The organism is Haloplanus sp. HW8-1 (assembly GCF_023703795.1).
GTDB classification, from domain to species: domain Archaea; phylum Halobacteriota; class Halobacteria; order Halobacteriales; family Haloferacaceae; genus Haloplanus; species Haloplanus pelagicus.
Genome location: NZ_CP098518.1, coordinates 3,369,763 through 3,381,636, shown reverse-complemented (window position 1 = coordinate 3,381,636; position 11,874 = coordinate 3,369,763). Strand labels below are relative to the sequence as shown.

Below are 11,874 nucleotides of genomic sequence, written 5' to 3'. Positions count from 1 at the left end.
ATGCTGCTGATCTTGATTACATTCAATAAAATCATGGCTCATTCGTGTAGATTGCATACATAGACGGAATTAAGCTAATAACAACTATTGACATTTATTATAGGTGAGTACAGTCACGCTATCGATCGATGTTTTTCCGACGGGGTCTTACATTCTATTTATATACTCCCGGACGTCCCAATCGGTAACTGCTTGGTTGTAACGCCTCGCTTCGTCCCTCTTAAGTCGAGAAAATTGGTTGATCAATTCTTCACCCAGGAAGTCACACAGGAACGTATCTTCGTTCAGTGCGTCCACTGCTTCACCGAGCGAGTCCGGGAGTTGCCGGTAGTCATCCGACTCTGCTTCGTACACGTCTTCCTCGGACGGTTCGCCCGGATCGATCCGGTTTTTGATTCCGTCAGCACCGGCTACGAGTATTCCGGCAAGGGATAGGTACGGGTTCGCAGAGTTGTCCGGGATTCGGATTTCCACCCTGGTTCCCTCCTCTCTGGGTGTGGGAATACGGATCATGGTGGATGCGTTATCGTGTCCGTAATTTATGTTGACAGGTGCCCACATCCCGGGTTGGAGTCTCTTGTAGGAATTGACTGTCGGCGCACATAGAACTGTAATCCCCTTTGCGTGTTCCAGAACGCCACCGATGAAGTGGTATGCCACATCCGCTACGTCTTCGGATCCGTCCGGATCGTAGAACGCGTTCTCACCGTGTTGCCAGAGGCTGATATGATAGTGCTGGCTGTTGCCTTCGTAATCCGACATCGGCATCGGCATAAAAATCGGAGTGAGGCCGTGACGTCGCCCGATCGCCTGGGCTGACAATCTGAATGTGGCTACTGCGTCAGCTTGGTGGACAGCGTCCGTATATCGAAGAAGTGCTTCGAACATCCCTGGCGAACTTTCCTTGTGGAGCCCCTCTATTTTATACCCCATCTGTTTCATTACGGCGTTCAGTTCACTCAAGTACTTGCTTCGCTCCTCTAAGGGCCGCAAGTGATAGACAGCACCCAGATCGGAAGTGGCTGCTTCTTCGATGTAATCGGTTCCTTCCCTCCGTAATCGATCAGTTTCAAACTCGGTCAGCAGATTGAATTCAATCTCCGATCCGACCTTCGCTTCGTAACCGAGTTCCGCCAAACTGTCGACTGCTTTCGCCAATTTTGATCGGGAACACAGTTCGAAATCGGAACCGTTTGTATTCTCCAGATCACATATCGCCTTCCGGCAGTTCCCTTCCCGCCACGGGACCGAAACCAGCGTGTCCGGGTCGGCTATCGCGTTCATATAGCCCTCGTTTGCGGTGAATTGCATCGGTTCGACGACGCCCCTGGTATTGTAATTCTCCACCCATTCCGTGACCATAGGTCCGAAACTGAAACCGTCTGTCTGTGCCTGTTCCCACTCTTCTTCATTGATATACATACCTCGTGGAAATCCACTCAGATCGTGAAATTGTAGTAATATTCCATTCTCCCCTTCCACTATCGGAGGTTTTTCATCGTCGCCCATGGACGAACAGTCTCGATATACATATTTATATTTTTGTATTAGACGCAGTATTTCCACCGGGCAAACCCGGTCTTGACCCGCAAAAATTACAGCCACAGTACCATCGCGGATCAGGTCCTGTCCAGTGGTTTTTGATATTTTCGGGCCGAGTCGTGCCAGTCCGGCCCGAACACAGCATCATAATCAGGACCATTCATACGCCCGATTTCACACTCCTGACCGGAGTACCGGGGGCCGTCATCCACAGGACGTCTCTCTCGAAGAGAACACGAGTGGCCAATATCTTGCATACTGTGATCCAACGTCATGAACCGCCTCGACGACTCCATCAAGGTTCTCATGATCGTAAAACATGAAGGGATCGTCGTGCCAGTCTTCGGGTTCATCACTGAAATCCAGAGTAATCCCGAGTGCCCCTTCAAGTACAGCCAATGTGCCAAATGCGAGTTGGTTGAGGTTGTATCCCCCTTCTTGGATGATCGCCAGATTGTCCCCGGCATACTCCCGTGCCAACCGTCTTGCGATTCGTCCGAGCTGGTTGAATCCCGATATCGTAACCAGATTCCGCCCCTGTGGGTCCATACACCCCGCATCGGTTCCACTGCTGACGATGAGTATATCCGGGTCAAATTCGGATATGATCGGTTCAACGAGATAGTGGAACACGTACCCGTAACCCTGATTTCCGGTTCCGAACGGCACCGGAATGTTCACGTTGTATCCTTCACCCGAACCGGTTCCACACTCTGCTGGGCGGCCGGTCTGGGGGTGAGACACAGAGTTCCACGACCCGTGTCCGTTGTGAATGCTGATACACAGAACGTCGTCCCTGTCATAAAAAATCTCCTGAGTCCCGTTACCGTGATGCACGTCCCAGTCAAGGATGGCAACTCTCTCGGCTGATTCTTCGTTCAATGCAATCTCCGCTGCGACTGCTGCATTATTAAAAAAACAGGACCCGTCCGCCTGCGAGGGCTGTGCGTGGTGGCCCGATGGACGAGCGAGAGCATACGGCACGGCAGTCTCATCCCCCTGAATTGCTTGCCGTACTGCCTGAATAGCTCCTCCTGCAGCGTGTTTTGCTGCCAAGTATGTCTTTTCGTTCCCGCCCGTGCCATCAGTTGTGAACCAGCCACCCCCCTGTTCGGAGAACCTGGCTACCGATTCGATATAGTCGGGGTCATGGACAGTACCGAGCTGTTCAGTAGTTGCGGGCGTTATATCTTCCCACACTGCGTACTCTGAGAGCGTGTTTTGGATGATTCCCCGGATGTTTCTTATCCGGTCCGGTTGGTCCGGATGGGGTGAATTCACCGGAATGATGTCTGTAGATCCCCTGTAGGAGACACCCTCCGGTATCGTATGCTCCAGACAGACATCGTCACAGTAGACGCTCAGTTCCGTTTTTTCGTCCATACGTTGCTCACCATCCCCACTGTTTATATTTGTTGCGGTAGATTATAATAAAATCCGCCGCTTTCGGCCACTCCGACAGGCAACAGGCCTGTTATTATATGCTCCCCAGCAACCGAGTCGTCTCTGTTTACACCGTTGGATTTCGCGGGGTCACCGCGGCTGGGATTCGGGAGCGACGGTCACAAGATGCCCTCACTTTTCATTTCACGACCGACGGCCTCGGCTGTCTGGAGGAACCCATCTATTTGTTTTTCGGATGTCTGATACGAGACGTTACCCAGGTGACCGGGAAGAATCGCATACCCACGATCAGTTACGCGGTTGTGGAACTCCTTTATTGCCCTCCGATCGGTCCGTGCTTCGATATCGTAGACGGTATCCAGGGACGTCTCCGGTTTGAAATGTGGCATAAAGAACGAACCCATCCCGAGAACTCGACATTCAACACCCAGGTCGTCAAAGATGCGTCGCAGACCCTCGCGGATCCGTTCGCCCTGTGACTCTATATACTCGTAGACGGGTTCGGTTTCGACGACTTCGAGTCCGGCAAGTCCCGCTGCTGCCATCAATGGATTTGCTGAGAAGGTCCCACCGCCGGTACTCACACGTTCCTCGGCGGGGACTTCAATGTCTGGTCGAGCCGCCTCAAAGAACTCACTACGACCCCCTACTGCCCCGACAGCTAGCCCTCCACCGAGGAACTTCCCCAACGTCGTGAGGTCGGGCGAGACTCCTACCCGTGCTTGGTAGCTACCTGGCGACGTCCGGAACCCAGTGACTACCTCGTCCAATACGAATGCGAACCCGAAGTCCTCGCTTGCGTCTTCGAGGAACTGCAGAAATTCCTCGTCACACTCCAATCCGCCTCCACCACCCAGCATCGGCTCAAGAATAACCGCTGCGACATTCCCGCGGTGGGCCTCAAGGAATTCTAGAACGGCCTCTTGATCATTGACCGGGAATGACTCGAGATGTTCGGCCACACCCGGCGCTAGCCCGTTCGTCGTCGGTTCGTCGAACGGGACATGCACAGCTTCCATGAACTCCGAATTACCACCGTGCCATCCCCCTTCCGCCTTGAGGATGTAATCACCGCCCGTGTGTGCTCTGGCGAGCCGCGCTGCGTACATGGTCGCCTCGGTGCCCGTGACACAAAACTGTAGCTGTTCGACCGAGGGAACATATTCCCTGACTTTTTGGCCTAATCTGAGTGCTTTTTCGTTTGTGAACCCGTAGTGGAGTCCCTTCTCGGCTTGCTCTTTGACTGCCTCGACAATATCCGGGTAGGAATGACCGAGAACACTGGCGTGGTGGTTGTTCCAGAAATCAACGTATTCGTTTCCGTCAACGTCCCACACTCGGGAGTCCGTTGCCTTCGTAACGTAGAACGGATACGGGTCAAAGTCACACCGTATGTCGTGGGACACCCCACCAGGAAAGATTGAATGTGCCTCCTCGTGGAGCTTTTGGCTTTCGGTCATTTCTCTCTCTGTCTCGCCTCCGGTCAGGTCTCTCTCAGTCTCAGTATCGCTCATGCTTATTCCAGTGGCTCTACTGTTCAGCCACTTGTGCCTGCCTTACGCTCGTGATATTATAAACCTTCCCTTCGTTTTGATCGAGACGGACAAACTTCCGAGGTACAAAGCCAATCGAGTTTTCACTGTCGAGACGCCGGATATCTCGACGGCAGCAGTTGAAAACTTCGAACAGCACGGTCTCACCCCAGCGCGTACACAGAGGCCATAGCGACCCTGATCCGCCGCGTACGGAATAGATATTTACTGCCGACTGTCCCGGAACCGAATCCGAGAATCTACCACTCCGTCGTTCGGTTTTGCCAAACGTTGAGTACACTGGTGAAATGCTTTCTTGTATGTCAGAGGGACAAACAGTTGTCGAGACGCTGGGTATCGCCCGAGAGTTAACAGCGTTTCAGCGGAACATCCTCACGATACTTGCCGAGGAGCCTCGCTACGGTCTCGTGGTCAAAGGCGAACTGGAGACCTACTACGACGACGACGTCAACTACGGCCGGCTGTATCCCAACCTCGACGATCTCGTCGAGATGGGGCTGGTAAAGAAGAGCGAACTCGACAAACCGACCAACCAGTACGCACTGACAGAGGACGGATACCAGGCACTACTCGACCAGCTCGCGTGGTCGTTCGACAAGCTCATCGTGGATTCGGACCGCGCCGACGACAACGAGGACCTCGTCGACCAGTTTCGGTAGCTCGCCCGACGGCAATATGCTCGTTATAGCGGCTGCACTCAACGGATCTCGGTCAGTTCGACGATCAGTTCGACTGACTCCTCGAGGAGTGCCTTCTGATCGTCGCTCGGGAACGCGTTCCAGACGAAGAGTTCCGCCATCTCCAGTCCGTGGGGCCAACACCCCACGACGAGGGTATCCGACAACAGTGGGAACAGCTGGGGCGTTTACTTTCCCGGGGTACATTTTTTCGTAATATACAAACGTATATAACTACGCGCATCCTGGGCCAACACATGACACATCTCGACATTGGACGAACGCTGAGCACGACGGGGAAGTCACTAGAGATCGTTGACTATCTAATGGACCACGGTCCCGTCGGGGTAACGGAACTGGCCGAGACGTTCGATATGCCCAAGTCAACAGTTCACCAACATCTTACGACGTTGAGATATCACGGATTCCTCGTCAAGAAGGAGAATGAGTATCACCTCGGACTCAAGTTTCTGTGTGTCGGAACCGAGGCAAAATCCCAGGATCGGCGCTATCAGGCCGTTGAGGAACGGTTACACAATCTTGTCGATAACCCATACGACGAAGCAGATTTCAACGTCGAAGAACACGGACGTCTCATTTCCTTGCTCACCGAGGTCGGTCCTGATAACGATCCGATATACGACTATTATTATATGCACACCACAGCAGTCGGCAAAGCAATGTTGGCGGAATACCCCGACCACCGGGTGCGCGCCATCATTGATCGATGGGGTCTACCGAAACAAACGGAGAAGACGATAACGGACGAGGGCGAACTCTGGCGGGAATTGGACGAAGTGCGTGAACGTGGATTCGGTGTCAGCGAGGAGGAACTGAACGAGGGGTTCCGTGCCATTGGAATGCTCATACACGATTCGGAGGGGGGGATCCTCGGTGGCGTCAGTCTCGGACAGCCAACTTACCGTGCCGATGAGGAGATGTTTTTTCAAAATATTCCCGAAAAGCTGTTCGATTTCGTTGAGGAAATCGAACGGGTGATCGAGGGTTACGACCGATACCAGCGCCAGTAGCGTCAACCGATCGATTCAGTACTCCGCTCCAATAACAACCATATGTTTGTGATTGCGCTCTTGTGACGGAGATTGTTGACAGCCAGAGCTGCCGCTGAAAGTCGAAGAGGGCAAGCGCACCGCGCCAGCGGTGCCAGATATGTTCACAGTAGACCGATTTGTGTCGGAATCGGTCGCCGCGGACCTGTTGCAGCAGGTCCGCTGGCGTGATGGTGTGTACTGCCCCCCTGCCGTTCTGACCGGACGGTCAAGAACGGCAGCTATCGGGTTTATCAACGGTATCTGTGTAAGGATTGCGGACGCACGTTCAACGACAAGACCGGCACGATTTTCGCCCACTCGAAGCTTTCGCTGACGGAGTGGTACTTCACGATCTACGTGTTTCTGCGGTTCAACACCAGTATTCGCCAGATCGAGGCTGAACTCGATGTGTCCTTCAGAACGCTCAGAGAGCGCGTCGAGCGCTTTACCAGAGCGCTCGACGCGCCATCGATGCAATTGTCTGGCCTGGTCGAAATCGACGAGTTGTACGTCTCTGCGGGCATGAAGCGCCGCGAGCGCGACGATCACGAGTCGCGCTCGCGTGGGCTGTCCACGCACAGGCTCGGCTCGTTTAACCAGGACAATGCACCGATTTTCACGCTCGTGGATCGCGGCTCGGACCAGGGGTACATCGTGCCAGCGAAATCCACCGACGAATCGACGGTTCGACTCCTGCTGGATGACCACGAGGAGGAGTCGTTGACCGTCTACACGGACGGATTGCGAGCGCACGATCCACTCGAAGATGACGACAGCTACGACCGTGAATACGTCGTTCACGGCAACGGTGAGTACGTTGACGGCGATGTTCACGTAAATGGCTGCGAGAGCCACGCGTCGCTGGCGCGACGGTGGCTCTCGCCTCATCGAGGTATCTCGAAAACACGGCTTACGCTGTACTTCAGAGCGCTTCATTTACGTCGAGACATCTACAGAAAGCCGGGAGATGAAGCACTCAAACATGCTCTCGACGCTGCACTCTGAAAATTAACAACGAGATTCACGAGAGCGTTGTAATTGAAATCATAACTGTGCACCAATTCGAATTCTGTTCGTTATATACAGACGAGCGTATCGACAGAAAGGCAAGCTCCCGATACTGAAGCGGATGTTGTAGTGGGAGTTGAATCGTGATTGCCCGAGATAGCTGGCGGAATTACTCTGAATATAACGTTCTCGACATGTCTCGGGACACCGTGCACGATTTCTCTGTCAGGAAACTCCCGTCGGAGGATCCTGTGCAGAGTTTCACTCACCGACTGATATTCCCGAGCTCCGGGCCGGCTCTCGTACTGTTGGCCGGCATGGATCGTTGAACTCGATGAACAGGTTGGCATGCGAGCAACGGCGTTTGCACATTGCGAACGCAGTTGGCACCGATCATCGGTACCCTGTTCCCATCTCACTGTGATCTACGATGACACTATCGACGGTGGTGAAAGCCCTGACACCCTCCAGTCCCCCCTCTCTGCCGATACCCGACTCCTTGTTTCCGCCGAAAGGGCTCTGTGGCATCGTGACCGGGAAAGAGTTTACCGCGACCACTCCGTGATCAAGCCGATCGGCTATGGTGGTTGCCTCTAGACGCTCCGTCCAGAGGCTCGCTGCCAAAGCGTACCGGGAGTCGTTGGCGACAGTGATTGCGTCTTCGACCGTTGAGACTGAAATGACCGACAGTATCGGACCGAATATCTCTTCGTTTGCGATGCGGTCGTCCGGTTCCACGTCGTCGAACACGGTCGGCTGAAAGAAGTGCCCATCGCTGAGGTCGGGATCGTTGGGTATCGTGCCGCCGGTCAGTAATGTTGCTCCACTTTCTTTGGCCATCTCAACGTACGCTTGCATGTCCTTCTGTGCTGACGCAGAAATGACCGGTCCCATACCGGTACTCGGATCGGTTCCGGGTCCAAGTTCGATCGACTCTGCCTGCCTGACGATTTCTTCTACCACCGCTTGTTTGATCTCTTCGTGAACGATGAGCCGGGAGGTGGCGACGCAGTTCTGGCCGGTGTTCGAAAAAATGCCCGTCGCGATTCCGACGCCAGCCTCTGTCGGATCGGCGTCGGGGAGAACGATCGCTGGCGACTTGCCCCCGAGTTCTACATCTGCCGGGACGATGTTTTTGGCCGCCGACTCTATTACACGTTGACCGATACGGTTCGATCCGGTGAAACTGATGGCGTCTACGTCACCGTTCTCCGTCAGTTCGGCCCCCACCTCGTTCCCGGGACCGGGAACAATATTGACTACCCCGTCGGGGAACTCGTCGACGAGATACTCGCCGTACCACATCGTACTCAGTGGAGCACTGCCCGGCGGTTTCGTGACGACTGTGTTCCCCGTAGCGAGTGCGGTAGCGATGCTTCGTGACCCGATAAGCACGGGATAATTCCAGGGCACGATGTGTGCGGTGACACCGTATGGTGCGCGCCGGGTGTAATTGAACCGGTCGGTCGGCGTCGGTATCGTACTCCCCCTAATTTTGTCGGTGACTCCCGCATAGAACCGAAACTGGCTGACAGTTTCTCTGATTTCGTCTTCGGCTGTCCCGAGGCACTTGCCCGTCTCCCTGCTCAACAGACGGGCTATTTCTTCGACGTCGTTCTCGATCCGATCGGCCACGGCGTGCAGCGCCCGTTCGCGCTCGTGTGGGTCGCTTTGTTGCCACGTGCGAGCTACGTCCCTTGCAGCCTCGATTGCCTGCACGGCATCTTTTCGGTTACCGCTGCCAACCGATCCAACGATCTCACCAGTGGCCGGATTCTCGACATCGATCCGACGATCAACACTACGTTGTCGTCCTCCTATTGAAAGTGGATAGTGCACAGAAATTCGTACTGAACCGGTCTGTATAACGTTTTCGACGATTGCACGGCTAGTGTTTAGTTCATTATATCGTGCCAGCAAGCGAAGGCCAGGAGCCATAATTCGGCGGCTTTCAGGTCATCGTGACTGATACGGACCGTCTACGTCAGTCCCGGCCTGACGACAGGCCGGGCAGTTCGGTGGCTCAAAACACCACGGTCCTCTTGAGGCTCTGAGGGAGTCTCTGGCCGCCATGGTGGGGATGGAATTCCGACGGTCCGAACGGCTCGATCCGTCCTGAGTTACGGGCACACAAATAAATGTCTAATTAACGATTGTAGACATGTGCAATTGGCCACAAATATGACCAAAACCTATTTGTAATTGGATTATAAAGTGCTTACTGTAGCACAATCGAAACAGTAAATCGAGAATTGAAAATGACAGAGAAAAATGTAACAAGGCGGTCATGTTTGAGAGCAGCAGGTCTCGGCGCGGCGACGTTCGCGCTATCTGGATGCCTGGGCAGCAACGGAGGAGACAATGGCGGAGAGACCGAGGCGGACTACTCGACCAGCGGGAAGATGCCTTGGATGGACAAAGAATCGTCACCGGTCGTGGCTCCGGACGAATCCGAGATCCTGTACGAACCGAGCAGTTGGGAGGAGGAAAACTCGGAAACTATCAACCATATGACATGGGCAGGATACGAGGTAGAGGAGGTGCAGAGCCCGATCGAAGACACGTTCAATATGGAGAGTAACGTTGAGCTCCACCTGAGCGATACGGAGGTATTCAACCGGTTTGAGTCAGGTGAATGGAGCGACTGGCACCACGTCACCGTCGACAATGCCTGGCTGCCACGGTTCGCAGAAGCCGGATTGGTTCGCCCGATGGACTACGAGACGTGGGAACCGTATATTTTCGACCCATTGCTCGATGCTTTCCACCCGGATAACTCGGATTTCAAGTTCACCTTCGTCAACGAGGAGGACTGGACCTTCGACCAGGACGGACAACTCTACGGATTCCCGCAACGGTTCGGATACTTCGGTATCATTGCCAACCGGGATACCGTCGGTGACGCAGAAATTGCAGACCAAGGGTACGATGTCGCGTATTCGGACCAATACGATGTCGTCCTGAACGGTGGGTCCTTCTTTTTCAACATGATTGCAGTCATGCAGAGGGAGGGCATCAATCCGTTCAAGAGTCACAGCGAACAAGAAATACAAGACATTCGGGAAGCAGGGCTCGCCTTGGCCGAGAACGCCTCGGTTCTCGATTCGTATCCGTCAGTGGCACAGTCGATGTCAGCCGGTGAGTTCGATATTGCAATCGGGTTCCCCAACCTGGTGGCAAACATCATACGAAACGAAGGCGCAATGAACTTCAGGACGTACGTGCCCCAGGCGGTTGACGGTGTCAAGCAGGGTGTGATTTGGGTCGAAACAACCGCATTCGTAAAGGGCAACCACCCACGGATTAGCGACAACTACGCAGCGATGATGATGAGCCCAGACGTTGCCTACAAGTTGTCCGTTCAGACACCAGTCACGGTTCCACACGCGGGCGTTCGAGAAAAATACAGTGAAAACACGAAGAACGTACTGGATCTGGAATATCTCGACACTGCACTGGAACGCAGCGTCTTCTACGAGGGACTGTTTGATGAAAAAGAGATGATGTCGATCTGGCGCGAAATGCAGTCGGCAGCGGGAAGCTGATCAAATCGTCCTCGAATTGGAGACACGATACCGACCGTTCGGGGATCACGGCCCCTGACAGCTACCGGCAGGTCCGGTCGGCTCCGGCTCGATTTTTCAGATTTCTTACATAATCGTGCTTTCCTCAGTGCCCTCGGATACGTTTTTTGTGCTCTATTGAAAATGGCGGACGACAGCGGGATAACTCCGTAATGGTTTGAGGAGATGAGGTCAAGAAGTCGATTATGGCAGTCGCGCTTCTCGACCACGTTGAGACAGCACTGCGTGTAGCCAAACAAGCGTTGGGAAAGCGAGCGGGCAAGCCCGAGTCAGGCGGGCTTGCCCGCGAAGCCCACATCGTCGCTCACTGTATTCACAAGGAGGAGGGGCACACCTACCCCGAACTCGTTGATCGGATGAGCCTCATGCCGGCGGTGTGTGAGCGGCTCGGACTCAACCCAGATGCGCCGCCTGACCCGACCACGTTCTACCACTCGTTTGACCGCTACGCCATGTACATCTGGCGGGCGTTGCTGCGCATCTCCGCGCAGCAACACCCGCAATCCGGCCACGTTGCACTGGACAGCACATTTTTCGAACGGGAACAAGCTTCACAGCACTACCTCCAGCGCTGTGGGCGAAGTGTCAGGACGATCAAAGCGGCGACGCTGACCGATACAGAGTCGTTAGCGGTGTTGGACGTTCACTGTTGTATCGAGCGCGAACACGACACGAAGCTGAAACGTATGCTGCTGGAAACGTCATCGTCTCCGAATCGGATTCACCAATTATTCTACTCCGGTCGCCAATTCTACCAATTCCACCAATCCCAATTAATTGGACGGTATTTACCACCGGAGACAATCGGCGTAGGTGATGGGCAACGAGATTCCAGCCATCATCCGCACGCACCCAGACGGTCGAACAGCGCGTATCGCTCACGACGGCGATGGGGAGCCGATCGGGGCAGCGATGTTCTTCACTCCCGAAGAGCTCCGGAATATCGGTGTCAATCCCACAACGGCAGAGGCCGTCGAATTGCGCATCGTCGATGGCGAGGTACAGCTGATACCTATCGTTCGGTCGTGTCAAGTTAAGCGTAAAGAGTGAGGCG

At 54.3% G+C, this 11,874-nt stretch carries 9 protein-coding genes and 1 pseudogene; 5 read left to right on the top strand and 5 right to left on the bottom strand.

Features of this window, described 5'->3' with window-relative positions; all coding sequences use genetic code 11:
* Positions 1–147: 147 nt before the first annotated feature.
* The 3 genes from NBT82_RS17750 to NBT82_RS17740 all read right to left on the bottom strand — a co-directional run bounded on the left by NBT82_RS17750 (position 148) and on the right by NBT82_RS17740 (position 4,460).
* Positions 148–1,509 carry a glutamine synthetase family protein gene (locus NBT82_RS17750; protein WP_251329424.1) on the bottom strand — a complete coding sequence of 454 codons (1,362 nt, stop codon included), beginning with the start codon at positions 1,507–1,509 and terminating at the stop codon, positions 148–150.
* A 237-nt stretch (positions 1,510–1,746) separates the two neighbouring features.
* Entirely contained in the window at positions 1,747–2,925 is a 1,179-nt protein-coding gene (locus NBT82_RS17745; RefSeq protein ID WP_251329423.1) for an arginase family protein, read from the bottom strand.
* 179 nt (positions 2,926–3,104) lie between these two features.
* Positions 3,105–4,460, bottom strand: coding sequence for an aspartate aminotransferase family protein (locus NBT82_RS17740; protein WP_251329422.1), 1,356 nt, complete (start codon positions 4,458–4,460; stop codon positions 3,105–3,107).
* A 338-nt stretch (positions 4,461–4,798) separates the two neighbouring features.
* On the opposite strand from NBT82_RS17740, the gene NBT82_RS17735 reads away from it, so the two are divergent.
* The gene (locus tag NBT82_RS17735) at positions 4,799–5,158 is read left to right on the top strand and encodes a PadR family transcriptional regulator (protein ID WP_251329421.1); all 360 of its coding nucleotides are present in this window, start codon (positions 4,799–4,801) and stop codon (positions 5,156–5,158) included.
* Between the two features lie 38 nt (positions 5,159–5,196).
* Here NBT82_RS17735 and NBT82_RS20355 read toward each other — a convergent pair whose 3' ends face one another.
* The gene (locus NBT82_RS20355) at positions 5,197–5,298 is read right to left on the bottom strand and encodes a DUF7108 family protein (RefSeq protein WP_425601759.1); all 102 of its coding nucleotides are present in this window, start codon (positions 5,296–5,298) and stop codon (positions 5,197–5,199) included.
* Positions 5,299–5,433: 135 nt separating this feature from the next.
* Here NBT82_RS20355 and NBT82_RS17730 point away from each other — a divergent pair, with 135 nt between their 5' ends.
* Together NBT82_RS17730 and NBT82_RS17725 are read left to right on the top strand one after the other, a co-directional pair.
* Entirely contained in the window at positions 5,434–6,207 is a 774-nt protein-coding gene (locus tag NBT82_RS17730) for an IclR family transcriptional regulator (protein WP_251329420.1), read from the top strand.
* A 139-nt stretch (positions 6,208–6,346) separates the two neighbouring features.
* Positions 6,347–7,233, top strand: a pseudogene (locus NBT82_RS17725) (IS1595 family transposase).
* 396 nt (positions 7,234–7,629) lie between these two features.
* Here the strand turns inward: NBT82_RS17725 and NBT82_RS17720 are convergent.
* Positions 7,630–9,075 carry an aldehyde dehydrogenase family protein gene (locus tag NBT82_RS17720; RefSeq protein WP_251329419.1) on the bottom strand — a complete coding sequence of 482 codons (1,446 nt, stop codon included), beginning with the start codon at positions 9,073–9,075 and terminating at the stop codon, positions 7,630–7,632.
* A 419-nt stretch (positions 9,076–9,494) separates the two neighbouring features.
* Here NBT82_RS17720 and NBT82_RS17715 point away from each other — a divergent pair, with 419 nt between their 5' ends.
* Both NBT82_RS17715 and NBT82_RS17710 read left to right on the top strand, forming a co-directional pair.
* On the top strand, positions 9,495–10,781 hold the full coding sequence (locus NBT82_RS17715; protein ID WP_251329418.1) for an ABC transporter substrate-binding protein: 1,287 nt from the start codon (positions 9,495–9,497) through the stop codon (positions 10,779–10,781).
* Positions 10,782–11,005: 224 nt separating this feature from the next.
* Positions 11,006–11,857: a transposase gene (locus NBT82_RS17710; protein WP_345780664.1), complete on the top strand. Its 852-nt coding sequence runs from the start codon at positions 11,006–11,008 to the stop codon at positions 11,855–11,857.
* Positions 11,858–11,874: the final 17 nt, after the last annotated feature.